This is a genomic window from Paraburkholderia lebeckiae (genome assembly GCF_050436225.1).
Lineage (GTDB): Bacteria > Pseudomonadota > Gammaproteobacteria > Burkholderiales > Burkholderiaceae > Paraburkholderia > Paraburkholderia tuberum.
The window spans coordinates 20,588-45,024 of the sequence record NZ_JBNDLU010000002.1 but is presented as its reverse complement, the minus strand read 5'-3'; the positions used below and the strand labels follow the sequence as shown (position 1 = coordinate 45,024).

The following is a 24,437-nucleotide window of genomic DNA, read 5'->3' as shown; positions in this document are numbered from 1 at the left end:
GGCCCGCGGCCGCGCTTTGAAGCTGATTACGAGCGGTAGTCAGCGTTGATGCTCACGTAGTCGTGCGACAGATCGCAGGTCCAGATCGTGGCTTGCGCATTGCCGCGGCCGAGCACGACGCGAATGCCGATCTCGCTTTTCTTCATGACGCGCTGGCCGTCTTCTTCGCGGTAGGCCGGGTTGCGGCCGCCGGCAGTCGCGACCAGCACGTCGTCCAGATACAGATCGATCTTGCCGACGTCGAGATCGTCCACGCCGGCATAGCCGATGGCCGCGAGAATACGGCCAAGGTTCGGGTCCGATGCATAGAAGGCTGTCTTGACGAGCGGCGAGTGGCCGATCGCGTAGGCGATCTGGCGGCATTCGCCGACGCTCGAGCCGCCTTCGACACGCACGGTCATGAATTTGGTCGCGCCCTCGCCGTCGCGCACGATCAGTTGCGCGAGGTTCTGCGCGACCTCGGTCACCGCGTCGCGCAGCGCTGCATAAGCGGGCGAATCGGTGGACGTGATCGCGGGCAGGCTCGATTTGCCCGACGCGATCAGGATGAACGAATCGTTGGTCGACGTATCGCCATCGATCGTGATGCAGTTGAACGAGCGATCCGCGACGTGCTTCACGAGCTCGTCGAGGACCGGCTGCGCGACGGCCGCGTCGAACGCGAGGAAGCCGAGCATGGTCGCCATGTTCGGCTTGATCATGCCGGCGCCCTTGCTAATGCCGGTCAGCGTGACGGTGTGACCGCCGATCGTGACCTGGCGCGAGCTCGCCTTCGGCAGCGTGTCGGTTGTCATGATCGACTGCGCCGCGTCGTACCAGTTCGCTTCCTTGCGGTTCGCGAGCGCGGCCGGCAAGCCCGCCTTCAGACGATCGACCGGCAGCGGTTCGAGAATCACACCCGTCGAGAACGGCAGCACCTGCTCGGGCTCGATGTCGGCGAGACGCGCGAGTTCCGCGCAGGTTTCGCGCGTCGCCGCGAGGCCCGACTCACCGGTGCCCGCGTTCGCGTTGCCGGTATTGATCACCAGCGCGCGAATCGGCTTGCCGCCCGCGCGCACGCGCTGCAGGTTGTCGCGGCAGACCGTGACGGGCGCCGCGCAGAAGCGGTTCTGCGTGAACACGCCGCCTACCGTCGCGCCTTCGTCGACGGAAATGACGAGCACGTCCTTGCGATTCGGTTTGCGGATATTCGCTTCCGCCCAGCCTAACGTGACGCCGGCGACGGGGTGGAGTTGAGCGGGATCGATCGAGGGAAAGTTGACAGCCATGGTCGCGACCTGTCGAAGAAAATGCCGGCGGACGCCGGCATCGGGGAACGGAACTGACGACCCGGGTGTGCTGCCGGGTCACCCGCGAAATCAAAACGGCCAAACGGCGCTTAAAAGCGACACGGCGCGCCCGGAAGCGCGCCGCATCGCCATCAGGCGATCTTGCCGTGGCACTGCTTGTACTTCTTGCCGCTGCCGCACGGGCACGGGTCGTTGCGGCCGACCTTCGGCACGTTGTCGGTATTCATGTGCACGGCCGCCTGCGGCGCTGCGCCGTGGCCGTGGCTCATCGCGTCGCCGATCATCGCGGCGGTGGCCGCTTCGGCCGCGACGGGCGCGGCGGCGCCGGCTTCGGCAAACTCCGCATGACGAAACTCGACGTTCTCCAGATGACCGCCCTGCTCTTCCATCTGCTCCGCGGCCGCTTCGAGCTGCTCCGGCGACTGGATCTGCACGTTCATCACGATGCGCGTGACTTCGAGCTTCACGGCGTCGAGCATCGCGGCGAAGAGTTCGAACGCCTCGCGCTTGTATTCCTGCTTCGGGTTCTTCTGCGCATAGCCGCGCAGATGGATGCCCTGACGCAGATGATCGAGCGCGGCCAGATGCTCGCGCCACGCGCGGTCGAGCGTCTGCAGCATGATCGAGCGCTCGAACGCGCTGAACGATTCGCGGCCGACCAGCTGGACCTTCGCCTCGTACCCCTCGTCCGCGGCGGCCTCGACCGCTTCGAGAATCTCTTCCGCGCTGATCGAGTTCGACTCGTTGATCATTTCCTGAATCGCGAGGTCGAGCTGCCATTCGTTGCGCAGCACTTCCTCGAGCTCGGGCACGTCCCACTGCTCTTCGATGCTGCCCACCGGCACGAACTGATGCACGATGTCGCCGACCACGCCGTGACGCATCGCGGTGATGGTCTCGGTGATGTCGTTCGCTTCGAGCAGTTCGTTGCGCTGCTGGTAGATCACCTTGCGCTGGTCGTTCGATACGTCGTCGTATTCGAGCAATTGCTTACGAATATCGAAGTTGCGCGCCTCGACCTTGCGTTGCGCCGATTCGATCGAGCGCGATACGATGCCCGCTTCGATCGCCTCGCCTTCCGGCATCTTCAGGCGGTCCATGATCGCGCGCACGCGGTCGCCCGCGAAAATGCGCAGCAGCGGATCTTCCAGCGACAGATAGAAGCGAGACGAACCCGGGTCGCCCTGACGGCCCGCACGGCCGCGCAGCTGGTTGTCGATCCGGCGCGACTCGTGACGCTCGGTGCCGATGATGTGCAGACCGCCCGCGGCCTTCACCTGATCGTGCAGCGTCTGCCATTCGTCGTGCAGCTTCTGGATGCGGCGCTGCTTTTCGTCGGCGGCGAGCGTTTCGTCCTGCTCGATGAACGACGCCTGCTTCTCCGCGTTGCCGCCGAGCACGATGTCTGTACCACGGCCGGCCATGTTGGTCGCGATCGTGACGCGCTGCGGACGGCCCGCTTCGGCGACGATCTCCGCTTCGCGCGCGTGCTGCTTCGCGTTCAGCACTTCGTGCGGCAAGCTGACCTGCTTCAGCAGATGCGACAGCAGCTCCGAGTTCTCGATCGATGTCGTGCCGACCAGCACCGGCTGACCGCGTTCGAAGCACTCGCGAATGTCGCGGATCACGGCGTCGTAGCGTTCCTTCGCGGTCTTGTAGATCTGATCCTGCTTGTCGATCCGCTTCGGCGGACGGTTGGTCGGGATCACGACCGTTTCGAGACCGTAGATCTCGTTGAATTCGTACGCTTCGGTGTCGGCCGTGCCGGTCATGCCGGCCAGCTTCGCGTACATGCGGAAGTAATTCTGGAACGTGATCGATGCGAGCGTCTGGTTCTCGCTCTGGATCTTCACGTGCTCCTTCGCCTCGACCGCCTGGTGCAGACCGTCCGACCAGCGGCGGCCGGCCATCAGACGGCCGGTGAATTCGTCGACGATGATCACTTCGCCGTTCTGCACGACGTAGTGCTGATCCTTGAAGAACAGCGTGTGCGCGCGCAACGCCGCGTACACGTGGTGCATCAGCGTGATGTTCTGCGGCGCGTACAGGCTTTCGCCGTCGCCGATCAGGCCCCACTCAGAGAGCAGGCGCTCGGCCTTTTCGTGGCCCGACTCGGTCAGGAAGACCTGACGGCCTTTTTCGTCCAGCGTGTAGTCGCCCGGCTTCTCGACACCGGTGCCGTCCGCCTTCTCTTCGCCGATCTGGCGCTCGAGCAGCGGCGGCAACGCGTTCATGCGCACGTAGAGTTCGGTGTGATCTTCGGCCTGGCCGGAGATGATCAGCGGCGTACGCGCTTCGTCGATCAGGATCGAGTCCACCTCGTCGACGACCGCGAAGTTCAGGCTACGCTGTACTCGCGCGTCGGTCTCGTAGACCATGTTGTCGCGCAGGTAGTCGAAGCCGAATTCGTTGTTGGTGCCGTAGGTGATGTCGGCGGCGTAGGCTTGCTGCTTCGCCGTGTGCTCCATCTGCGACAGGTTGATACCGACCGACAGACCGAGGAAGTTGTAGAGACCCGCCATCCATTCGGCGTCGCGCTGCGCGAGGTAGTCGTTGACCGTGACCACGTGAACGCCGCGGCCCGACAGCGCGTTCAGGTAGACCGGCAGCGTCGCGACGAGCGTCTTGCCCTCGCCGGTGCGCATTTCGCTGATCTTGCCGTAGTGCAGCGCCATACCGCCGATCAGCTGCACGTCGAAGTGGCGCATCTTCAGCACCCGCTTGCTGGCCTCGCGGCAGACCGCGAACGCTTCCGGCAGGATCTTGTCGAGCGATTCACCGCTCGCGACGCGCTGGCGGAATTCACCCGTTTTGGCGCGCAGTTGGTCATCCGTCAATTGCTCGATCTGCGGCTCGAGCGCATTGATCGCCGCGACGGTCTTTTGATATTGCTTGACTAGCCGCTGATTACGGCTGCCAAAAAGCTTCTGTAGAAAACCGGTGGTCATCGGATCGGTGTCTGCGTCGCGGCTTCGGCTGGCTCGCGGTATGCGCTATGCGCATACCGCGCCTGGGTCGGAAAGTCCTCGGCGGCTTAGTCCAAGAGTGAATTCGAATCGGGCATTTTAGCACGCGCCTCCGGCCGCGCTCGTGTCGCAGGCGTGACGGCGCCGGCCTCCGCCAGCCCCGCCCGGCAACCTCCGGCGCGGCGCGGACCGACTCCGCAAGCTGCCCGCGCGGTACAATCGCGGCGTGAGCGCGCATGGGGCGAGCTCACCGTCGTCAATCCCAAACATGAGCCGTTTTTCGTCCTTTTCAAGGCCGCCGAAGCCGTTCGATCTGCGCCGTCCGCAACCGCTTGCCGAGGTACTCGGCCGCACGGACGCGTTCGCTGCGCTGCGCGCAGGCGTCGAGCAGATCGCCGCGCTCGAGAAGGATCTGCGCGAGCTGCTACCCGATTATCTGGCGACGAGCGTCGAGCCTGGCTTTATCAAGGAGGGCGTGCTGGCCCTGTTCGCCGCGCACAACGCGCTCGCAGCGCGTCTGCGGCATCTGGAGCCGCGGCTGCTGGCGGATTTGCAGCAGCGCGGCTGGCCCGTGCAGGCGCTGAGGATTCGCGTGCGGCCGCAGGCGCTGAAAGAACCGCCGCCCGTAAAACAGGCGCGCATGACGCCGGCCGGTGCTGCCGCGCTGCAGGCGTTGAGCGAATCGCTCGAGCCTTCGCCGTTGCAGGAGGCGCTCGCGCGCATGGCCGCGCGGCATCGGCGCAATCGCTGAACGCTCGACGAAAAAAACGGCCCCGAGGGGCCGTTTTCATTTGCTTGGCTGTTACGCTGGCATTATGCGAACGCCGTCTGCGTCTCGTACGCGAAGCCGCGCGGGGCCTTCTGCGTGTCGTCGAAAGTGACGATTTCGTATGAGTCTTCGTGCGCGAGCAGCTCACGCAGCAACGCGTTGTTCAGACCGTGGCCCGACTTGTACGCGGTGTACGACGCGAGCAACGGGTGGCCGACCACGTACAGGTCGCCGATCGCGTCGAGCATTTTGTGCTTGACGAACTCGTCGTCGTAACGCAAGCCGTCGTTGTTCAGGATGCGATACTCGTCGAGCACGATCGCGTTGTCCATGCTGCCGCCGCGCGCGAGGCCGAGCTCACGCATCATTTCCACTTCATGCGCGAAGCCGAACGTGCGGGCACGCGCGATTTCGCGCACGTACGACGTGTTGGCGAAATCCACTTCCAACGCCTGACCGGTTTTGTCCACGGCCGGGTGACGGAAGTCGATCGTGAATTTGAGCTTGAAACCGAAGTACGGATCGAGGCGCGCGAACTTGTCGCCGTCACGGATTTCGACCGACTTCGTGACCTTGATGAATTTCTTCGGCGCGTTCTGCTCTTCGATACCCGCCGACTGGATCAGGAACACGAACGAACCCGCGCTGCCGTCCATGATCGGGATTTCCTCGGCGGTGACGTCGACGTAAAGATTGTCGATGCCAAGACCGGCGCAGGCGGACATCAGATGCTCGATGGTCGACACGCGCGCGCCGTCTTTCTGCAATACGGAAGCCAGACGCGTATCGCCAATCGCCATCGCCGACGCAGGAATGTCCACCGGCGTGGGCAAATCCACGCGAGAAAACACGATGCCAGTGCCCGGCGCCGCCGGGCGGAGCGTCAGATTGACTTTACGGCCGGAGTGCAGCCCGATGCCGACAGTCTTGACGATCGATTTAATTGTGCGCTGCTTCAACATGGTGGCATTCTGTTCGATTGAAAATCCTAATCAGGATTTTTTATTCCATAGCGCGAATTATACTCCAATCCCCAGACCAGCATCTTTGCGGGGACGTGACAATCTGTTTCGCTGCATTACCCACTGGGCTCAGCGACGGAAAGCGTGACGGGCCGATGCCCCGGAACGGAGGCGTTTCCGGTCATCGGCCCGCGTAACGGCCTGTCACAAAAGCGTCGTAATCACCGTTGCCGTAACGCCACGCGGCATAAGCGCGGGGTCGCGACGAAGGTGCGACGTCAGCAACTAGCTCAACGTGGCGAGAATACTCGCTGCATCGCTGACTTCGAATTTGCCGGCAGCCTCGACGTTCAGCGTCTTGACCACGCCGTCGTCGATCACCATCGCGTAGCGCAGGGAACGGATCCCCATGCCGCGCGCCGACAGATCCTGCTCCAGACCAAGCGCCCGTGTGAAAGCCGCACTACCGTCCGCCATCATGCGCACCTTGCCCGAGGTGTGCTGATCGCGTCCCCACGCGCCCATGACGAACGCGTCGTTGACGGACACGCACCAGATTTCGTCGATGCCGGCAGCGCGCAACTGCTCGGCATGCTCGACATAGCCCGGTACATGTTTGGCCGAACAGGTCGGCGTGAACGCGCCGGGCAATCCGAAGATCACCACGCGCTTGCCCGCCGTCTGCTCGCGCACGTCGAAGCTGTTCGGTCCGATCGTGCAGCCCGCCCGGTCGTCTTCAACGTACTCGAAGAGCGTCGCGTCGGGCAGCTTTTCACCTTCCTTGATCATGCTCAGTCCTTTGCATCGATGCGAAGCACGCTCGCACGTCCTCGTGTCGCAGTGAATTTCGGTTCGGCCCATTCAACTATAAGCCAACGCCGTTCGGCGCAGTCACTTCGTCCGCTTCGCGAATCCGCAGAGGGCAGTTGCCCCTGCCGCGAATCAGACGATAAGCGACCTGCTTGCCGTTCACCCGCCACGCTCGTGCGTTCGTCCGCCAGCGCTGCGTCTGCGACCCTACTCGCAACGCGGCAACGAAGCCTGCCCGTGCGCTCAGTCCGCCTGCTTGCGCAGGAATGCCGGAATGTCGTACGTATCGACGCCCTTTTCCTGCAGCGCCTGCACGTGCGAGGCTGCCGTGTCGCGCGACGTGCGCCACACTGCCGGCGTATCGAGCGCGCCGTAGTCGGCCGTGCTGGCGTGGCCTGCCGCCGGTGTGTACGCCGCATGCGCCATCGCGCCGATCGGCTGGTTGTCGGTGCCGGTGCGCAGCAGCGTCATCGGTGCAGATTGCTGCTTCTTCGCCGCGCGGCCGAGGCCCGTCGCGACGACCGTCACGCGCAGCGCGTCGCCCATCGCGTCGTCGTACACGGCGCCGAAGATCACCGTGGCGTCTTCCGCGGCATAGCTCTTGATCGTGTTCATCACTTCGCGCGTTTCCGACAGACGCAGCGAACGGCTCGACGTGATGTTGACCAGCACGCCACGCGCGCCCGACAGATCGACGCCTTCCAGCAGCGGGCTCGCGACGGCCTGTTCGGCAGCGAGACGCGCGCGATCGACGCCGGCAACCGTCGCCGTGCCCATCATCGCCTTGCCCTGCTCGCCCATCACGGTCTTCACGTCTTCGAAGTCGACGTTGACGAGACCGTCCACGTTGATGATTTCCGCAATGCCCGCGACCGCGTTGTTCAGAACGTCGTCAGCGCACTGGAAGCACTTGTCCATCTCGGCGTCGTCGCCCATCACCTCGAACAGCTTGTCGTTCAGCACGACGATCAGCGAGTCGACGTGATCCTCCAGTTGCTGCGAACCGGCTTCCGCCACGCGCATACGCTTGCCGCCTTCGAATTCGAACGGCTTGCTGACGACGCCAACCGTCAGAATACCCATTTCCTTTGCGATCTGCGCGACGACCGGTGCCGCGCCCGTGCCGGTACCGCCACCCATGCCAGCGGTGATGAACACCATGTGCGCGCCGCGCAGTGCGTCGGCGATACGCTCGCGTGCTTCCTCGGCGGCGGCGCGGCCCATTTCCGGCTTGGCGCCCGCGCCCAGACCCGTGTTGCCGAGCTGGATCACCGCGGTGGCGCGCGAACGCGACAGCGCCTGCGCGTCCGTGTTCATCACGATGAAGTCGACGCCTTGCACGCCTTTGTTGATCATGTGCTGAACGGCATTGCCGCCAGCGCCACCGACTCCGACGACCTTGATGATCGTGCCGCTCGTTTCGGTTTCCAGCATCTGGAATTCCATGTTGCCTCCGTCAAGATAAAAAATTACTGCCACTCGGCGTTATCCGGCAGGAGATCGGGCAACCTCCTGTCGCGCACCGGCCGCCGGCACCAGCGCGAATTTCTCGAAACCTGTGGTCAGAAGTTGCCGAGGAACCAGTCCTTCATGCGCGAGAACACCTGCCCCATCGACCCCGACTGCACCGCAACCTTGCGCCCACGCATGCGCTGCGAGCGTCCTTCGACGAGCAGGCCCATCGCCGTCGAATAGCGCGGATTGCGCACGACGTCGGCGAGACCGCCCGCGTACTCCGGCACGCCGATGCGCACCGGCTTCAGGAAAATGTCCTCACCGAGCTCGACCATGCCGATCATCATCGACGCGCCGCCCGTCAGCACGACGCCCGAGCTCAGCAGCTCCTCATAACCGGACTCGCGCACCACTTGCTGCACGAGCGAAAACAGTTCTTCGACGCGCGGCTCGATCACAGCCGCCAATGCCTGGCGCGACAGCGTGCGCGGACCGCGCTCGCCGAGGCCCGGCACTTCGATCATCTCGTCCGGATCGGCGAGCGCCTGCTTGGCGATGCCGTAGTCGACCTTGATGTCCTCGGCATCCGGCGTCGGCGTGCGCAGCGCCATCGCGATGTCGCTCGTGATCTGGTCGCCGGCGATCGGAATCACGGCCGTGTGGCGGATCGCTCCTTCGCTGAAGATCGCGATGTCCGTCGTGCCGCCGCCGATGTCGACCAGCACCACGCCCAGTTCCTTTTCGTCTTCCGTCAGCACCGCGAGCGACGACGCGAGCGGCTGCAGAATCAGATCGTTCACTTCGAGGCCGCAGCGACGCACGCACTTGACGATGTTCTGCGCCGCGCTGACCGCGCCGGTGACGATATGCACCTTCACTTCGAGGCGGATGCCGCTCATGCCGATCGGCTCGCGCACGTCTTCCTGACCGTCGATGATGAATTCCTGCGTGAGGATATGCAGCACCTGCTGGTCGGTCGGAATGTTGATCGCCTTCGCGGTTTCGATCACGCGCGCGACGTCGGTCTGCGTGACTTCCTTCTCCTTGATCGCGACCATGCCGCTCGAGTTGAAGCTGCGGATATGGCTGCCGGCGATCCCGGTGAACACATTCGTGATCTTGCAGTCGGCCATCAGCTCGGCTTCCTCGAGCGCGCGCTGAATCGACTGCACGGTGGCTTCGATATTCACCACCACGCCCTTCTTGAGCCCCTTCGATTCGCTCTGGCCGAGACCGATCACCTCGTAGTGCCCCTCGCCCTTCAACTCGGCGACGATGGCCACTACCTTCGACGTTCCGATGTCAAGGGCGACCAGCAGATCTTTATAGTCTTTACTCATAGCGTGCTCAGTGCGTGTGATGTCCGTTTACTTCTTGCCCTTGTCGGGTTCGCTGATGAAGCGCATGCCAGCGGCACGGATCGCGAAACCGTTCGGATAGCGCAAGTCCGCATTCTCGATATCCTTTCCCCAACGTTGCGTCACCGCGCTCCATGCCGCGGTCAGGCGCTTGCTGCGATCGGCCAGCGTGTCCTGATTGCGTTCGCGGCCCAACTCCACCTGCGTGCCGGTCGACAGCTTCACCGTCCACGCGTAGCGCGGCGACAGCGTCACTTCCTCCGGCGTCGCGTTGATCGCCGCGAACCACTTCTGGAAGTCGTGATAACGCGCGACGACTTCCTTCGCCGTACCGTCCGGGCCGTCGAACGACGGCAGGTCTCCGTCGAGCTCGCCCTGGTTCGCGGTGAACAGCTCGCCGTCGACGCTCACCAGCTGATCGCTGCCCCACGTCCCAAGCGGCTTGTACTCCTCCAGCGTGACAGCCAGTGCGTTCGGCCATACGCGCCGTACGCTCGCGTGACGCACCCACGGCATCTGCTCGAACGCCTGCCGTGCGGCGTCGAGATCGACCGTGAAGTAGTTGCCCTTCAGTCGCCCTACCACGCCGGCGCGTACCGTCGGCGAATTGATGTGCTCGGTATCGCCGTCGATCTGGATCTCGCGCAGCGCGAAATTCGGGCGCTGGATCAGCCAGTAACCGCCCGCCGCCAGCAGCACGAGCACCAGCAACGCGTGCAGCGCGTTGCTGGCGAGATTGAGCTGGCGAACGTTGTTCCACATGGTGTCGCTTGCGGTTGCCTTGGTTATTCCTGCAGCGTCAGCGCCAACACGCCGACCACCAGTTCCTGATAGCTGATGCCGACCGCGCGCGCCGCTTTCGGCGGCAGCGAGTGATCGGTCATGCCGGGCGCCGTGTTCACTTCGAGGAAGTACGGCTTGCCTTCGCCGTCGAGCATGAAGTCCGCGCGGCCCCAGTCGGTGCAGCCGAGCACGTCGAACGCGCGGCGCGCGAGCACCTTCAGGCGCGCTTCCTCTTCAGCGCCGAGACCGCACGGAATCAGATACTGCGTGTCGTTGGCGACGTACTTCGCGTGGTAGTCGTAGAACTCGCCGGCGGGCACGATGCGGATCACCGGCAGGTCCAGATTGCCGGCGATGCACGCGGTGTACTCGCCGCCGCCTTCGATGCTCTTCTCGACCACGACGATACGGTCGTACTTCACGGCTTCGATCAACGCGGCCGGCAGCGCGTCCGCGCTCTTCACCTTGATCACGGCGACACTCGAACCTTCGCTCGCCGGCTTCACGAACAGCGGCAAACCGAGTTTCGCGACGATCTCCTTCGCGCGCGCTTCGTAGTCGTCACCGCGCAGCACCGCTTCGAACGGCGGAGTCGGAATGCCGAGCTGCTGCCACACGAGCTTGGTGCGGAACTTGTCGAGACCGAGCGCCGAGCCGAGCACGCCGCTACCGGTGTAACGGATGCCATAGAAATCCAGCGCGCCCTGGATCTGGCCGTTCTCGCCGTAGCCGCCATGCAGCGCGTTGAACGCGCGCACGAAGCCTTCATCCTTCAACGCGGACAGCGGACGCTCGGCGGGATCGAATGGATGCGCGTCGACGCCGGCGTCGCGCAGACCTTGCAACACCAGGCGCCCGGAATTGAGCGACACCTCGCGCTCGGCGGAATTACCGCCGAGCAGCACCGCCACCTTGCCGAATTGTTTAGGGTCGATACTGCTCATCTCACACCTTCAGTTCCTGAGCGAGGCGAACCGGCACACCGCCGATCGAACCCGCGCCCATCGTAATCACCACGTCGCCGTCGCGCACCACCGTGGACAGCGCGTCCGGCACTTCATCCACCGTATCGACAAACACCGGCTCGACCTTGCCCGCGACGCGCAGCGCGCGCGCCAATGCGCGGCCGTCGGCGGCGACGATCGGCGCTTCGCCGGCCGCATAGACTTCGGTCAGCACGAGCGCGTCGACGGTCGACAGCACTTTCACGAAATCCTCGAAGCAATCACGCGTGCGCGTGAAGCGGTGCGGCTGGAACGCCAGCACCAGACGCCGGCCCGGAAATGCGCCGCGCGCCGCCGCCACCGTGGCGGCCATTTCGACCGGGTGGTGACCGTAGTCGTCCACCAGCGTGTAGGAGCCCGCGCCCTGGCCGTCGCTGAGAACCGGCACCTCGCCATAGCGTTGGAAGCGTCGGCCGACGCCGTTGAAATCCGCGAGCGCCCGCAGGATATCGGCATCTTTCACTTCAAGTTCAGTCGCAATTGCAATTGCGGCCAACGCGTTTTGCACGTTGTGCTCGCCCGGCAGGTTCAACGTGACGTCGAGCGGCGCCGCGTCTTCACGCATCACGGTGAAATGCATGCGGCCTTCGCGAGCTTCGACGTTGACCGCGCGCACCTGCGCATCGGACGCGAAACCGTAGCGGATGATCGGCTTCGACACGAACGGCAGGATCTCCTTCACGTTCGGATCGTCGACGCACAGCACCGCGATGCCGTAGAACGGCAAACGGTGCGTGAATTCGATGAAGGCCTGCTTAAGACGCGCGAAGTCGTGACCATAGGTGTCCATATGATCGGCGTCGATGTTCGTGATGACCTCGATCACCGGGAACAGGTTCAGGAACGACGCGTCCGATTCGTCCGCCTCGGCGACGATGAAGTCGCCGGTGCCGAGGCGCGCATTCGCGCCCGCGCTGATCAGCCGGCCGCCGATCACGAAGGTCGGATCGAGCCCGCCCGCGGCGAGCACGCTCGCGACCAGCGACGTGGTCGTGGTCTTGCCGTGCGTGCCGGCAATCGCGATGCCCTGCTTCAGACGCATCAACTCCGCGAGCATCACCGCGCGCGGCACGATCGGAATGCGGCGATGACGCGCGGCCAGCACTTCCGGGTTGTCGCTGCGCACCGCGGTCGACACCACCACCGCGTTCGCGCCTTCGATGTTCTCCGCCGCGTGCCCGATCGAAATGCGCGCGCCGAGCCCAGCGAGGCGCTCGGTGACCGCGTTGCCCGACAGGTCCGAGCCGCTCACCTGATAGCCGAGATTGACGAGCACTTCGGCGATGCCGCTCATGCCCACGCCGCCGATGCCGACGAAATGAATGTGTTTGACGATGTGTTTCATTGCTTTCCTTCTGGGCTCACGCCCGCCATCGAACCCGCAGCCGCCACCGTCGCGCAGATCTGCGCGACCTGTTCGGTGGCATCCGGTTTCGCGAGCGAGCGCGAACGCTCCGCCATTTCCGCGAGACTTTCCCGCGTCTGGCTGCGCAACCAGTCGGCGAGCTTTTCCGCCGACAGATCGCGTTGTTGCACGACCAGCGCCGCGCCGTTGTCGGCGAGGAACGCTGCATTAGTGGTCTGGTGATCGTCGACCGCGTACGGGAACGGCACGAACAGCGCCGCGACGCCGACCGCCGAGATCTCCGACACGGTCATCGCGCCCGAGCGGCAGATCACCAGATCGGCTGCTTCGTAGGCGCTCGTCATGTCGTCGATGAACGGCACGAGCGAGACATCCGCACCAGCCTGCAAACCAGCCGCCGCGTAGTTCTCGCGCAGCGCGTCGATATGCTTCGCGCCCGCCTGATGCACGATGCGCGGTCTCTCGTTGGAGCCAAGCAGCGCGACGGCGCGCGGCACGACTTCGTTCAACGCCGCGGCGCCGAGACTGCCGCCCACGACGAGCATGTTCAGCGGACCATTACGCTGCGCGTAGCGTGCTTTGGGTGGATTCGCCCGCGCAAGTTCCTCGCGAATCGGATTACCGGTCCATTCGCCGTGCGGCAGCGCATCCGGAAACGCGACCAGCACGCGCTTCGCGAGTTTTGCGAGCACCTTGTTCGCGAGACCCGCGATCGAATTCTGTTCGTGCAGCACGAGCGGCCGGCCGCTCAGCGCGGTCATCAGACCGGCCGGGAACGTGATGTAGCCGCCCATGCCGAGCACGACGTCGGGCTTCACGCGACGCAGCACGCTCAAACTCTGCGTGCACGCGCGCAGCAGATTCACCGGCAGCATCAGCTTGGTCTTCAGACCTTTGCCGCGCACGCCGCCGAAGCGCAGGTACTCCATTGGAATGCCGTGCTTCGGTACCAGCGTCGCTTCCATGCCCGCGGGGTTGCCGAGCCACACGACTTTCCAGCCCCACGCCTGCATCAGATGGGCGACCGCGAGCCCCGGGAACACATGTCCCCCGGTGCCGCCGGCCATCACCATCAGCGTGCGTTGTGGCAGAGCCGTCATACCTTGCCCCCGCGCATCAACACCCGGTTCTCATAGTCGACCCGCATCAGCACCGCGATCGCCACGCAGTTCAGCAAGATGCCCGAACCGCCGTAGCTGACGAGCGGCAACGTCAGGCCCTTGGTCGGCAGAAGACCGAGGTTCACGCCCATGTTGATGAAGGTCTGCGCGCCGAACCAGATGCCGACGCCCTTCGCGACGAGACCCGCGAACGTGCGATCGAGCGCGAGCGCCTGACGGCCGATCTCGAACGAGCGGCGCACGATCCAGTAGAACATCAGAATCACTACCAGCACCCCGACGAAACCCAGCTCCTCGCCGATCACCGCGAGAATGAAGTCGGTATGCGCTTCCGGCAGATAGTTGAGCTTCTCGACGCTGCCGCCGAGACCGACGCCGAACCACTCGCCGCGCCCGAACGCGATCAGCGAGTGCGTCAACTGATATGCCTTGCCCTGCGCGTAGCGATCGTCCCACGGATCGAGGTACGCGAAGATCCGCTCACGACGCCACGGCGACGCCCACACCAGCAACGTGAACGTGCCCACCGCGGTCGCGACGAGGCCGCCGAACAGCTTGCCGTTCACACCGCCGAGGAACAGCACGCCCATCGCGATCGCCGCGATCACCATGAACGCGCCCATGTCCGGCTCGAGCAGCAGAAGCATGCCGACGAGACCGACCGCGACGGCCATCGGCAGAAAGCCCTTGGCGAAGCTGTGCATGTATTCCTGCTTGCGCACCGTGTAGTTCGCCGCGTAGATCGTCACCGCGAGCTTCATGATTTCGGACGGCTGCATGTTCGTGATGCCGAGCGGAATCCAGCGGCGCGCGCCGTTCACGCCTTTGCCGACGTGCGGAATCAGCACGATCACGAGCGCGACGAGCGAGATCAGGAAGAGCTTCGGTGCGTACTTGTCCCACGTCGAAATCGGAATGCGGAACGACGCGACGCCGACCGCCGCGCCCATCAGCACGAAGATGATCTGGCGCACGAGGAACGCCCAATCGCGATACGACGCGTACTTCGGCGAATCGGGCATCGCGATCGACGCCGAGTACACCATCACGACGCCGAGCCCGAGCAGCGCGACGACGACCCACAGCAGCGAGTGGTCGTAGTCGAGCATGCGCGAGCGCAGCGGCCGCACGCCGTTGACCGCGCTCGCGAGACCGCTGCCGCCGGTGCGGGTGGACGTGCGCGCCGCGGCGCCGTTGCCGCCGGCGGCTTCGCGCGAGCCGAAACGTTCCGACCAGCTCATATCATCGTCCCCCGTTCGGCCGCGATATCTTCGACCGTGCTGCGGAATACCGCCGCGCGGTGTGCATAACCCTTGAACATGTCGAAACTCGCGCACGCAGGCGACAGCAGCACCGCGTCGCCGGGCTGCGCGAGCGCGGTGGCCGCGCGCGTCGCGTCTTCAAGAGTCGCGTGATCGGTCATCGCGACGCCGCAATGTTCGAGCGCCGCGCGAATCTGTGGCGCGTCGCGGCCGATCAGCATCACCGCGCGGCACCAACGCATCACCGGCGCGGCGAGCGGCTCGAACTCCTGACCCTTGCCGTCGCCGCCGGCGATCAGCACGACACGCTGCGCGAGACCGTCGAGCGCGGCGACCGTCGCGCCGACGTTGGTGCCCTTGCTGTCGTCCACATAGTCGATGCCGTCGATCGACGCGATCAGTTCCACGCGATGCGGCTCGCCGCGATATTCGCGCAGGCCGTGCAAAAGCGGCGCGCCGGGCAGGCCGATCGCGCGTGCGAGCGCGTACGCGGCCAACGCGTTGGCCGCGTTGTGCAGGCCACGGATGCGCAGTGCGTCGGCGGGCATCAGACGCTTCAACGCGATGTCGGGCGTTGCGGCTGCTTCGTTCTTGCGACGGCGCTTCGGCGTCGGTTCGTCGCTCGCGTCGCGATCTTGCGCTTCGACGAGCCACACCATGCCGTTGTCGCGCAAGAGGCCATAGTCGCCGTCGTTCTTCGGCTCGGTCACGCCGAACGTGACGATCTCCGCTTCGCCGCTGGCGGGCGCGAGCGCCATCACGCGCGCGTCGTCGCGGTTCAGCACGCGCACCGTCCGTGTACCGAAGATGCGGCCCTTCGCGGCCGCGTACGCATCGAGTCCGCCGTGCCAGTCCAGATGATCCTGCGTGATGTTGAGCACGGCCGCCGCGTCCGGCGTAAACGTATGCGAGGTCTCCAGCTGGAAGCTCGACAGTTCGAGCACCCACACGTCGGGCAGCGCGGTCTGGTCGATCGCTTCGGAAAGCTTGTCGAGCAGCGACGGGCTGATGTTGCCCGCCACCGCGACCTTCTTGCCCGCGCGTTCGCACAGCAAGCCGGTCAGGCTCGTCGTCGTGGTCTTGCCGTTCGTGCCGGTGATCGCGACCACCTTCGGCGCGTAGCCGGACTCGCCGAGCGTGCGCAGCGCCTGCGAGAACAGTTCGAGCTCGCCCCACACCGGGATGCCCTGCTCGCGCGCCGCCGTGATCAGCGGCAGCAGATCGGCGGCCAGCGGCGACAGCCCCGGGCTGATCGCGACCAGCTCGACGCCTGCGAGCAGCACCGGCGAAAACGGACCGCCGACGAAATCGGCATCGACGCCATGCGCTTCGAGCGCGGACAGGTTCGGCGGCACTTCGCGCGTATCGGCCACGCGCAGCCGACAGCCGTGCCTGGCGCACCAGCGCGCCATCGCGAGACCGGATTCACCCAGTCCCAGCACGAGCACCATCGGCTTTTGCCGATCCCGAAACTTCTCGCCGAACATCGCCTGCTTCCTTAAATACTGCTGCTTAACGCAATTTGAGCGTGGACAAACCGAACAGGCACAACATCAACGTGATGATCCAGAAACGCACGACCACCTGCGTTTCCTTCCAGCCCGACAATTCGAAATGGTGATGCAGCGGTGCCATCTTGAAGAACCGCCGCCCTTCGCCGTAACGGCGCTTCGTGTATTTGAACCACGTGACCTGCAACATCACCGACAGCGTTTCCGCGACGAAAATGCCGCCCATGATGAACAGCACGATTTCCTGACGCACGATCACCGCAACGGTGCCGAGCGCGCCGCCGAGCGCGAGCGCGCCGACGTCGCCCATGAACATCTGCGCCGGGTGCGTGTTGAACCAAAGAAACGCGAGACCCGCGCCGCCCATCGCCGAACAGAAGATCAGCAATTCGCCGGCGCCGGGAATATGCGGGAACAGCAGGTATTTCGAGTAGACCGAACTGCCCATCACGTACGCGAACACACCGAGCGACGCGCCGACCAGCACGACCGGCATGATCACGAGGCCGTCGAGGCCGTCGGTCAGATTCACCGCGTTGCTCGCGCCGACGATCACCAGGTACGTCAACACGATGAAGCCCCACACGCCGAGCGGATAAGTGATCGACTTGAAGAACGGCAGCAACAGGTCGGCGCGCGCGGGCAGGCCCATCGACAGACCGCTGCGCACCCACGCCATGAACAGGTCGAACACGCGCACGTTGCTCGCCTCGGACACGCTGAACGCGAGATAAACCGCCGCGAACAGGCCGATCACCGATTGCCAGAAATACTTCTCGCGGGACGACATGCCGCGCGGGTCCTTGTAGACGACCTTGCGGTAATCGTCGACCCAGCCGATCACGCCGAAGCCGAACGTGACGAGCATCACGATCCAGATGAAGCGGTTGGTCAGATCGGCCCACAGCAGCGTGGCCACGGCGATGCCGAGCAGGATCAGCACGCCGCCCATCGTCGGCGTGCCCGATTTGACGAGGTGAGATTGCGGGCCGTCCTTGCGAACGGCCTGGCCGACCTTCATCGCGGTCAGCTTGCGAATGACCGCCGGGCCGCAGACGAGCCCGATCAACAACGCGGTGATGGTCGCCATCACCGCGCGAAACGTCAGATAACTGAACACGCGCAAGAAGCTTGCGTCATTCTGCAGCCATTGCGCCAGCGCCAGTAGCATGCCTGGATCCTTCTATTTCAATGTGCAGCGGGCGTCGTGCCCGCGGCGTTGGGTTGTGGACTCGTAACGGCGTCCACCACGCGCTCCATCTGCATGAAGCGCGAGCCTTTCACGAGAAGCGTTGCGGCGGCGCCGAAGCGGGCCTGCTGCAGTTGCGCGACCAGCGCGCCGACATCGGCGACGTGGTGCGCGCCCGCACCGTATGCGGTGCAGGCGTCGCGCGAGGCGTCGCCGATCGCATACAGCGCGTCGATACCGCGCTGTTTCGCATACGTGCCGATTTCGCGATGAAACGCCGCGCCGTTGTCGCCGACTTCGCCCATGTCGCCCATCACGAGCACACGCGGCGATTCACGTGACGCGAGCACGTCGATCGCGGCGCGCATCGAATCGGGATTCGCGTTGTAGGTGTCGTCGATCACGGTTGCGCCCGCGAGCGTGCCGAGCACAGCCTGCTTGACCTGCAGACGACCCTTCACCGCGCCGAACGATTCGAGGCCGCGCTGGATCGCGTCGAGCGACACACCCGCTGCCAACGCGGCGGAGGCCGCCGCGAGCGCGTTGTGCGCGTTGTGATTGCCAAGCACCTGCAGCGTGACGTCGAGATGGCCTTGCGGCGTGTCGATAGACAAACGCTTGCCGTCGAACCTGCCCTTCACCGCGGCTTCGGTCGTGCGCTCCGCGCTGTTCAACGCGAAATCGATGATGCGACTGCCGGTAGCGGCGACGCGCCAGATGCTCGCGTATGCGTCGTCGGCGGGGAATACCGCCGTGCCTTCCGGCGACAGCGCGTGAATCACGCTCGCGTGTTCGAGCGCGACCGCCTCGACGGTCGCCATGAATTCCTGGTGCTCGCGCTGCGCGTTGTTGACGACGGCAACCGTCGGCTCGGCGAGCTTCGCGAGCTGTTCGGTTTCGCCCGGATGGTTCATGCCGAGTTCGACCACCGCGAGTCGATGCGCGGCATGCAGACGGAAAAGCGTGAGCGGCAGGCCGATATCGTTGTTGAAATTGCCCGCGGTCGCGAGACGCGCATCCGCGCCGACCGCGGCCGCGAAGATCGAGGCGATCATTTCCTTGACCGTGGTCTTGCCGTTGCTGCCCGTGACCGCGACGAGCGGCAGGTCGAACTGACGACGCCAGCCGCGCGCGAGCGCGCCGAGCGCTTCGCGCGTATCGGCGACGCGGATCGCGGGCACGCTCCAGCTATCCGGCGTGCGCGCGACGAGCACCGCCGCGACGTTGCGCTCGGCGACTTGCGGCAGGAAGTCGTGCGCGTCGAAACGGTCGCCCTTGATCGCGATGAATAGATCGCCGGGACCGGCGCTGCGGCTGTCGGTCGACACGCGCTCGAAGCGCACGCTGTCGTCGCCGGTGACGCTCGCGCCGGGGATCTGCGCGGCGGCTGCACGTAGCGAGAACATGTTCATTCGCCACCTCCGCGTGTTTGTGTGGCCCGCGCGGCGAGCGCGAGGCGAGCGTGGTCCTGATCGGAGAAAGCGCGTTTCTTGCCCATGATTTCCTGGGTGGCTTCGTGGCCCTTGCCGGCCAGCACGATCACGTCTTCGCGCGCGGCGCCGCGGATCGCCTGCAGGATCGCGCTCGCGCGGTCCTCGATGCGGCGCGCCTTCGAGGCGTCTCGCATGCCCGTGGCGATCTGCTCGATGATCGCGAGCGGATCTTCGCTGCGCGGGTTGTCGCTCGTCACGACGACGTTGTCCGCGAGCCGCTCGGCGATCTCGCCCATCAGCGGACGCTTGGTCGCATCGCGGTCGCCGCCGCAGCCGAACATGCAGACGAGTTCGCCGCCGCGCGCGGTCGCGATCGGCCGCAGTGCTTCGAGCGTTTTTTCGAGCGCGTCGGGTGTATGCGCGTAATCGATCACGACGAGCGGCTCGTCGTTTTGCAGTCGGCCGCCCAGACGCTGCATGCGGCCGTTCACCGGTTCGAGCTTCGCGAGTTCGGCGAGCGCCGCGTCGAACGGCACGTCGGCGGCGAGCAGCACGCCGAGCACCGCGAGCAGATTGCCGACGTTGAAGAGGCCGAGCGTTTGCACTTCGACTTCGGCGTTGCCCCAGTCCGAGGTGCTCAGATGAAACGCGGTGCCGGTCGCGGTGGCACGCACGTTCGATGCAGTGAGCCACGCGTCGGATTGCGGCGTGCCGTTAGCGTCGGCGTCGCCATGCTCGCCCTCGATGCCATACGCGATCGTGCGCGCGTGACTACGCGTGCTCGCGAGCAAACGCCGGCCGGCGGCATCGTCGCGATTGATCACGGCCGCGCGCAGCTCGGGCCACGCGAACAGGCGCGCCTTGGCGGCTTCATATGCTTCGAAGGTGCCGTGATAGTCGAGATGGTCCTGCGTCAGGTTGGTGAACACCGCGATGTCGAAAGCGGTGCCGTTCACCCGCCCCTGATGCAGCGCATGCGACGACACTTCCATCGCCACCGCCTGCGCGCCCGCGTCGCGCAATTGCGCGAGGCTGCGTTGCAATTGCGGTGCGTCGGGCGTCGTGAAGCCGGTGTGCACGAGTTGGCCGACGAGCCCTGTGCCGAGCGTGCCGACGATCGCACAGCGCGTGCCGCGCGCGGACAGCGCCGCGGCGACCCACTGGCTGCACGAGGTCTTGCCGTTCGTGCCGGTGATGCCGACCGCGAGCATCGCGTCGCTCGGATCGCGATACCACGCGCTCGCGATCGTGCCGGCGAGTTCGTTCAACGCCGGCACCGCGTGGGCGACCGACGCATCGAGCGTGCCGCTGAAGCCTTCGGGTTGCACCAGCACGGCGGCCGCGCCGCGCTCGATTGCCGCGTCGATGAAGCCGCGGTTGTCCGCGCCGTCGACCGCGTAAGCGAAGAACGCGTCGCCGGCCGCGAGCGAGCGCGTGTCGGCGTGCAGATGCGCGCCTGGCTGCACGTGCGCGTGCAGCCAGGCGAGGGCGTCGGCGATCTGCCGGTGCGCTGGATGTTGCTCGCGCAGCGCGCTCATCGCTCGACTCCTGGATGATTTTTCGGGTTGGCGGAAATGGTCATCTTCTTCACGCCGGGGCTCGTCGACAGCTTCTTCGCCTCGGACGGCGTGGCCGGCGCGCTGGGCGCGGGCGGCGCCGAATCGTCGGACACGACCATCTGCTTGACGGGCATGTCGGGCGGCACGTTCAGCGCGCGCAGCGTATCCCCGGCGATGCCCGAAAACACCGGGCCCGACACCTGGCCGCCGAAGTGGCTACCGGCCGTCGGCTCGTCGACCGACACCGCGACGACGATGCGCGGATTCGGCATCGGCGCCATGCCGACGAACGAGGCACGATATTTGGAGTGGTCGTAGCCGTGCGGACCGTGCTTGTACGCGGTACCGCTCTTGCCGCCGACGCGATAGCCGGGCACCGCCGCATCCGGCGACGTGCCTTGCGGCGACACCACGGTTTCGAGCATCGCGCGCACTTCACGCGCGGTGGTCGGCGAGAAGATCTGCGGACCGGTGGCCGGCTGGTCGCCCGGCGTATGGAAAATCGTCACCGGCATGATTTCGCCGTCGTGCGCGATCGCGGTGTACGCGCGGCCGAGCTGGAACAGCGACACCGACAGGCCGTAGCCGTACGACATCGTCGCCTGCTCGATGCGGCGCCAGCTCTTCCACGGGCGCAGACGGCCCGCCGCCGCGCCCGGGAAACCGACCTTCGGCGCCTGGCCGAGACCGATGCTCGTGTACATGTTCCACATCTCTTCGGGCCGCAGCTGCATCGCGATTTTGGTCGCGCCGATGTTGCTCGACTTCTGGATCACGCCGCCGACCGTCAGCACGCCGAAGCCGCTGTCGTCGGTAATCGGCGCGCCGTCGAGTACGAAGTGGCCGTTGCCCGTATCTACCAGTGTAGTCGGCGTCACCCGGTGCAGATCGAGCGCGAGCGACACCGTGAAAGGCTTCATGATCGAACCCGGCTCGAACGTGTCGGTCAGGATGCGGTTGCGCAGCTGGTCGCCAGTCAGGCGCGAGCGGTCGTTCGGGTTGTAGGTCGGATAATTGACGAGCGCGAGCACTTCGCCGGTGCGCACGTCGATCACCATCGCTGCGCCGGCCTTCGCCTTGAATTTCTCGACTGCCGCTTTCAGGTTCGTATAGGCGATGTACTGGATCTTGCTGTCGATCGACAGATCGACGTCCTTGCCGTTGTGCGGCACGACCTGTTCGTCGACGTCCTCGATGATGTGGCCCATCCGGTCCTTGATCACGCGACGGCTGCCCGACATGCCCGCGAGCAGCTTCTGGTCGCCGAGCTCGACGCCTTCCTGGCCCTCGTCCTCGACGTTCGTGAAGCCGATCAGGTGAGCGGTGATCTCGCCTTCTGGATAGAAGCGCTTGTACTCGTCGCGCGAGTAAATGCCGGGGATGTCGAGCGCCGCGACTTTTTCTGCGACGTCGACCGGCACCTGGCGCTTCACGTAGACGAAGGTCTTGTCTTCCGACAGCTTCGAGCGCAATTCCTTCGTGGTCATGCCGAGCAGTTTGCCGAGCGCGTCGAGCTTGTCAGCGCCGAGGTCGTCGGGCACCGATTCGGGAATCGCCCAGATTGCACGCACCGGCAGACTCGTGGCGAGCACGAGGCCGTTGCGGTCGAGAATCTTGCCGCGCGTGGCCGGCATGTCGATGCGGCGCTGATAGCGGATCTCGCCCTGCTTCAGATAGAACGCGTTGCCCGGGCCCTGAATCCAGAACGCGCGCGCAGCGAGTGCGACGAACGCCATGAACAGCAGGAACACGACGAGCTTCGAGCGCCACATCGGCAGGCGCACCGACAGAATCGGGTTGGCCGAAAACGCAACGCTCTTGTGGGCCGACGATTTTTTCATCGCGTTGCTCCGCGACGCGTCGCGACCGGCGCCGAGGCCGGCGCGGAAGTCGGAATGGGTGCGTCGATCGCCGTCGCGGCACCCGGGGCGAGCGTCAGGTACTGGGTGCGGCCCGTGATGACCGATTGCATCTTCAGCGAGGCGGTGGCGAGTTGCTCGATGCGCGACGTTTTGGACAGCGCGCTCTGCTGATATTGAAGCTGCGAATAGTCCTGCTGCAGCTGACGCTCCTGCGATTGCGCGCGCTGCAGTTGGATAAAGATCTGGCGCTGCTGATTGGTCGCGTTGACGACCGACAAGGCGCAGCCCATCACGATGATCAGCAGGAAAATATTGAGGCGGTTCATGGCGCGATCCGCTCCGCCACGCGCATCACGGCAGAGCGGGCGCGCGGGTTGTCGGCGACTTCAGCGTCGCTCGCGAAGACGCGGCCGATGATCTTGAGCGGAGGGCTCGGCAGGTCGACCGCGCGGATCGGCAGGCGGCGGTCGACCGCCGGCGCGCTTGCGTGCGCCTGCATGAATCGCTTGACGATACGGTCCTCGAGCGAATGAAAGCTGATGACCACCAGCCGCCCCCCTTGTTCCAACAACGACAACGCTGCTTCTAGAACGACTTGCAGCTCCGCAAGCTCTTTATTGACGTGAATCCGTATAGCCTGAAAGGTGCGGGTTGCCGGGTCCTTGCCCTTCTCACGGGTTTTGACGACGTTAGCCACGATTTGGGCAAGCTCGCCCGTGCTGACGAGAGGCCCAAGACGGTCGGACTCTGCCCGGCGAGCAACAAGCGCCTTTGCAATCTGAAAAGCAAACCGTTCTTCCCCATAATCTCGTATCACCTCCGTCAATTCCTGCACCGTGGCCCGCGCGAGCCAGTCAGCGGCGGACTCGCCGCGCGTCGGGTCCATCCGCATGTCGAGCGGGCCGTCGGCGCGGAAGCTGAAGCCCCGCTCCGGATCGTCGACTTGCGGCGACGACACGCCCAGATCCAGCAACACCCCCGACACACGCCCTACCCCGCGCTCCGCCATCGCGGCGCGCAGTGAAGCAAAACTCTCGTGGACGATGGCAAAGCGCGGATCGGCGATCTTCTGCGCCGTCGCGATCGCGAGCGGATCTTTATCGAACGCGATCAGCCGCCCTGCTTCACCGAGCCGTTCCAGCACGAGGCGGCTATGGCCGCCACGGCCGAACGTGCCGTCCACATACGTGCCGTCGGCGCGCGTGACCAGCGCATCGACCGCTTCGTTCAACAGCACCGTGCGATGCTGCAATTCGTTTCCCATCGCAGAAGCCATATAAATGAGCCGCGATCAGAACGTGAAATCTTTCAACGCGTCGGGCATGCCCTCGGCGATCGCCGCCTGTTCCTTCGCGGCGTAGATCTGTGCATCCCACAACTCGAAATGGCGGCCCATGCCGAGCAAGGTCACTTCTTTCTCCAGCGAGCCAGCCGCTCGCAACTCAGGCGACACGAGCACACGGCCTGCGCCGTCCATATCCACATCCATTGCATTGCCGAGAAATATGCGTTTCCACCAGGCGGCGTTCATGGGCAGCTTGTCGACCTTGTCACGGAAGATTTCCCATTCGGGGCGCGGAAAGAGCAACAGGCAGCCGTCCGGGTGCTTGGTGATAGTCACCCGGCCCTCTGCCTGTGTTTGCAGCGCATCCCGATAACGAGAGGGAATCGACATCCGCCCTTTCGCATCGAGCGTCAGCGCCGACGCCCCTTGGAACACTTCGCTTTCCCCTATTGC

The 24,437-nt window shown here is 65.0% G+C and carries 20 protein-coding genes; 1 reads left to right on the top strand and 19 read right to left on the bottom strand.

The window, feature by feature from the left end; translation table 11 throughout:
• Positions 1-26: 26 nt before the first annotated feature.
• Together argJ and secA are read right to left on the bottom strand one after the other, a co-directional pair.
• On the bottom strand, positions 27-1,268 hold the full coding sequence (gene argJ / locus OKW45_RS14930) for a bifunctional glutamate N-acetyltransferase/amino-acid acetyltransferase ArgJ (RefSeq protein ID WP_429469490.1): 1,242 nt from the start codon (positions 1,266-1,268) through the stop codon (positions 27-29).
• Positions 1,269-1,420: 152 nt separating this feature from the next.
• On the bottom strand, positions 1,421-4,237 hold the full coding sequence (gene secA, locus OKW45_RS14925) for a preprotein translocase subunit SecA (RefSeq protein WP_018421879.1): 2,817 nt from the start codon (positions 4,235-4,237) through the stop codon (positions 1,421-1,423).
• Between the two features lie 286 nt (positions 4,238-4,523).
• Between secA and OKW45_RS14920 the strand changes: the two genes are divergently transcribed.
• The gene (locus OKW45_RS14920; RefSeq protein ID WP_018421880.1) at positions 4,524-5,006 is read left to right on the top strand and encodes a DciA family protein; all 483 of its coding nucleotides are present in this window, start codon (positions 4,524-4,526) and stop codon (positions 5,004-5,006) included.
• 62 nt (positions 5,007-5,068) lie between these two features.
• On the opposite strand, the gene lpxC is transcribed toward OKW45_RS14920, so the two are convergent.
• From lpxC to mraZ, 17 genes are all read right to left on the bottom strand, one after another.
• Entirely contained in the window at positions 5,069-5,986 is a 918-nt protein-coding gene (gene lpxC / locus OKW45_RS14915) for a UDP-3-O-acyl-N-acetylglucosamine deacetylase (protein WP_018421881.1), read from the bottom strand.
• Positions 5,987-6,271: 285 nt separating this feature from the next.
• Positions 6,272-6,775 carry a peroxiredoxin gene (locus OKW45_RS14910; protein ID WP_018421882.1) on the bottom strand — a complete coding sequence of 168 codons (504 nt, stop codon included), beginning with the start codon at positions 6,773-6,775 and terminating at the stop codon, positions 6,272-6,274.
• Positions 6,776-7,039: 264 nt separating this feature from the next.
• Complete coding sequence (gene ftsZ, locus OKW45_RS14905) at positions 7,040-8,242, bottom strand: cell division protein FtsZ (protein WP_018421884.1); 1,203 nt, start codon at positions 8,240-8,242, stop codon at positions 7,040-7,042.
• 116 nt (positions 8,243-8,358) lie between these two features.
• Positions 8,359-9,591, bottom strand: coding sequence for a cell division protein FtsA (gene ftsA / locus OKW45_RS14900; RefSeq protein ID WP_429469487.1), 1,233 nt, complete (start codon positions 9,589-9,591; stop codon positions 8,359-8,361).
• 27 nt (positions 9,592-9,618) lie between these two features.
• Positions 9,619-10,371, bottom strand: coding sequence for a cell division protein FtsQ/DivIB (locus tag OKW45_RS14895; protein ID WP_429469485.1), 753 nt, complete (start codon positions 10,369-10,371; stop codon positions 9,619-9,621).
• 23 nt (positions 10,372-10,394) lie between these two features.
• Positions 10,395-11,336, bottom strand: a complete 942-nt coding sequence (locus tag OKW45_RS14890; protein ID WP_184006599.1) for a D-alanine--D-alanine ligase — start codon at positions 11,334-11,336, stop codon at positions 10,395-10,397.
• Between the two features lies 1 nt (position 11,337).
• Positions 11,338-12,741: a UDP-N-acetylmuramate--L-alanine ligase gene (gene murC, locus OKW45_RS14885; RefSeq protein WP_429469481.1), complete on the bottom strand. Its 1,404-nt coding sequence runs from the start codon at positions 12,739-12,741 to the stop codon at positions 11,338-11,340.
• The gene (gene murG, locus OKW45_RS14880; protein ID WP_018421888.1) at positions 12,738-13,862 is read right to left on the bottom strand and encodes an undecaprenyldiphospho-muramoylpentapeptide beta-N-acetylglucosaminyltransferase; all 1,125 of its coding nucleotides are present in this window, start codon (positions 13,860-13,862) and stop codon (positions 12,738-12,740) included. The genes murC and murG overlap by 4 nt, the downstream gene beginning before the upstream one ends.
• Positions 13,859-15,124 (bottom strand): putative lipid II flippase FtsW, encoded by a 1,266-nt coding sequence (gene ftsW / locus OKW45_RS14875; RefSeq protein ID WP_429451826.1) that lies wholly within the window; start codon positions 15,122-15,124, stop codon positions 13,859-13,861. Before ftsW ends, murG begins: the two co-directional genes overlap by 4 nt.
• Positions 15,121-16,632, bottom strand: coding sequence for a UDP-N-acetylmuramoyl-L-alanine--D-glutamate ligase (gene murD / locus OKW45_RS14870; RefSeq protein ID WP_429469479.1), 1,512 nt, complete (start codon positions 16,630-16,632; stop codon positions 15,121-15,123). The genes ftsW and murD overlap by 4 nt, the downstream gene beginning before the upstream one ends.
• Before the next feature lie 25 nt (positions 16,633-16,657).
• Entirely contained in the window at positions 16,658-17,827 is a 1,170-nt protein-coding gene (gene mraY, locus OKW45_RS14865; RefSeq protein WP_018421891.1) for a phospho-N-acetylmuramoyl-pentapeptide-transferase, read from the bottom strand.
• A gap of 17 nt (positions 17,828-17,844) precedes the next feature.
• On the bottom strand, positions 17,845-19,257 hold the full coding sequence (locus tag OKW45_RS14860) for a UDP-N-acetylmuramoyl-tripeptide--D-alanyl-D-alanine ligase (RefSeq protein WP_018421892.1): 1,413 nt from the start codon (positions 19,255-19,257) through the stop codon (positions 17,845-17,847).
• A complete protein-coding gene (locus tag OKW45_RS14855; RefSeq protein ID WP_429469476.1) occupies positions 19,254-20,816 on the bottom strand; it encodes a UDP-N-acetylmuramoyl-L-alanyl-D-glutamate--2,6-diaminopimelate ligase in 1,563 nt (520 codons plus the stop codon). The genes OKW45_RS14860 and OKW45_RS14855 overlap by 4 nt, the downstream gene beginning before the upstream one ends.
• A complete protein-coding gene (locus OKW45_RS14850; RefSeq protein WP_429469473.1) occupies positions 20,813-22,678 on the bottom strand; it encodes a peptidoglycan D,D-transpeptidase FtsI family protein in 1,866 nt (621 codons plus the stop codon). The genes OKW45_RS14855 and OKW45_RS14850 overlap by 4 nt, the downstream gene beginning before the upstream one ends.
• A complete protein-coding gene (ftsL, locus tag OKW45_RS14845) occupies positions 22,675-23,025 on the bottom strand; it encodes a cell division protein FtsL (protein ID WP_018421895.1) in 351 nt (116 codons plus the stop codon). Before ftsL ends, OKW45_RS14850 begins: the two co-directional genes overlap by 4 nt.
• Positions 23,022-23,975, bottom strand: coding sequence for a 16S rRNA (cytosine(1402)-N(4))-methyltransferase RsmH (rsmH, locus tag OKW45_RS14840; protein ID WP_429469470.1), 954 nt, complete (start codon positions 23,973-23,975; stop codon positions 23,022-23,024). The genes ftsL and rsmH overlap by 4 nt, the downstream gene beginning before the upstream one ends.
• A gap of 15 nt (positions 23,976-23,990) precedes the next feature.
• A complete protein-coding gene (gene mraZ / locus OKW45_RS14835) occupies positions 23,991-24,419 on the bottom strand; it encodes a division/cell wall cluster transcriptional repressor MraZ (RefSeq protein ID WP_013090620.1) in 429 nt (142 codons plus the stop codon).
• Between the last annotated feature and the right edge of the window lie 18 nt (positions 24,420-24,437).